The 2014-nt window shown below is 65.4% G+C and carries 3 protein-coding genes; all 3 read right to left on the bottom strand.

Annotation, left to right across the window (positions count from 1 at the left end; translation table 11 throughout):
• A partial coding sequence (locus tag ACOJTD_RS07280; protein ID WP_420132252.1) for a polyribonucleotide nucleotidyltransferase occupies nucleotides 1–1136 on the bottom strand: 1136 nt, incomplete at its 3' end.
• 341 nt (nucleotides 1137–1477) lie between these two features.
• The gene (gene rpsO / locus ACOJTD_RS07285; RefSeq protein ID WP_420132253.1) at nucleotides 1478–1747 is read right to left on the bottom strand and encodes a 30S ribosomal protein S15; all 270 of its coding nucleotides are present in this window, start codon (nucleotides 1745–1747) and stop codon (nucleotides 1478–1480) included.
• 2 nt (nucleotides 1748–1749) lie between these two features.
• Nucleotides 1750–2014, bottom strand: a 265-nt coding sequence (locus tag ACOJTD_RS07290; RefSeq protein WP_420132254.1) for a tRNA pseudouridine(55) synthase TruB, incomplete at its 5' end; no start/stop codon positions are given.

A 2014-nucleotide genomic window follows, 5' to 3' on the forward strand; every position in this document is an offset into this window, starting at 1 on the left:
AGCAGGAACGTCTCTTTGTACGTTCCGGACAGCGAGTCGACGTACTGCTCGTCTTCGCCGGTGCCGAGCGTGGTCACGACCAGTGCCTGGGTCTCACCGCGGGTGAACAGCGCCGAACCGTGGGTGCGCGGCAGCACGCCGGCCTGGGCCACGATGCTGCGAACCGTCTTGCTGTCACGGCCGTCGATGCGCTTGCCGGTGTCGAGGATGTTCCAGCGAACGATCTTGGCCTCGAGCTCCTTGAACACGCCGGCGACGCGCAGCTTGTCGTATTTCGGCTCCTGGCCTTCCGGGAAGAAGTGCGCGATCGCCTTCTCCTTGACCTTGCCGACCGCCGCGTAGCGATCCTGCTTGACCGGGATGGCGTAGGCGGCGCGCAGCTCCTGCTCGACCAGGCCGAGCATTTCCTTCTCGATCGCCGAATCGTCGACGACGTTGAGTTCGCGCGGCTCCTTGGCGGCCTTCTCGGCGAGCTCGATGATCGCGTCGATCACCGGCTGGAAGTGGCGGTGACCGAACATCACGGCGCCGAGCATGACTTCTTCCGACAGCTCCTTGGCTTCGGATTCGACCATCAGCACGGCGTCGGCGGTGCCGGCGACGACCAGCTCGAGCTGGGTCTCGGGCATCTCGTCGAGCACCGGGTTGAGCACGTACTCGTCATTGATGAAGCCGACGCGGGCGGCGCCGATCGGGCCCTTGAACGGCGCGCCGGACAGCGTCAGCGCGGCCGAGGCGGCGACCAGCGAGACGATGTCGGGATCGTTCTCCATGTCGTGCGACAGCACGGTCACGATCACCTGGGTCTCGTTGCGCCAGCCGTCGGCGAACAGCGGCCGGATCGGGCGATCGATCAGGCGGGAGACCAGCGTCTCCTTCTCGGTCGGACGGCCTTCGCGCTTGAAGTAACCGCCCGGGATGCGGCCAGCCGCGTAGGTCTTTTCCTGATAGTCGACGGTGAGCGGCAGGAAGTCGACGCCTTCGCGGGGCGACTTGGCGGCCACCACGGTGGCGAGCACGACGGTCTCGCCATAAGTGGCGACGACGGCGCCGTCGGCCTGGCGGGCGATCTTGCCGGTTTCAAGCTTGAGGGGGCGTCCACCCCAATCGATTTCGACGGAATGCTGATTGAACATCGGATCCTTCTTTAATGCGGATGCCGAGACGACCGGACGCCAGATACCAAAAGACCATGCCAAGATGGCCGGACGCTGGCAGCGAAGCGTGCACAGCGTCCGGCGATCCTGCCATGGTCTTAAGGTGGGAATGGCGCTCGGTCCTCCCGGGTGCGGGATCGCGACCACCCTTGGTCGCCGACCTCGCGGAGCGGGCCTTGGGCCCGTTGACGGCCCAGCCGCCGGATGCGGCTGAGCGAAACACACGGGCGAATTCGTTCACACCCGTGTGGTGGTTCGGCCGGCGCGGCGGATGGGAAGCGGCGCACCGCTTCCGTGCCGCAGCCGGCGGACGCGATCGATCAGCGACGGATGCCGTGCTTTTCGAGCAGCGCCTTGTAACGCGCCTCGTCCTTCTTCTTGACGTAGTCGAGAAGCGAACGGCGCGTCGACACCAGCTTCAACAGCCCGCGGCGCGAGTGGTTGTCCTTGGTGTGGGTCTTGAAATGCGCGGTGAGGTTGGCGATGCGTTCCGACAGCATCGCGATCTGGACCTCGGGCGAACCGGTATCACCGGCCTTGACGGCATTGGTCTTGATGACTTCCGCTTTGCGTTCTGCGGCAATCGACATCGTCAGTTACTTTCCTTGGCGACGGGACTGGCAGTCAGTCCCGAGAGGTTGAACACACGCTTGGGGATGAGTTCGCCGTTGCCGAGCTCGGCGAGGGCCAAAAGCCGGCCTGCCACCGTGACATAGACTGTGCCGCTGCAATTGGGCGCATCCCGTCCGCGCAACAAAACGGCCTGGCCCCGATGGAGCCTTGCCGCATCAGCCCGTGTGACGGCCAGTGCCGGGATGTCGTCCAGCGCGGTCTCAACGGGCAAAAGCGCGTCGGCG

Origin of the sequence: Rhodopseudomonas sp. (assembly GCF_048594845.1) — a bacterium.
Classification (GTDB): Bacteria; Pseudomonadota; Alphaproteobacteria; order Rhizobiales; family Xanthobacteraceae; genus Rhodopseudomonas.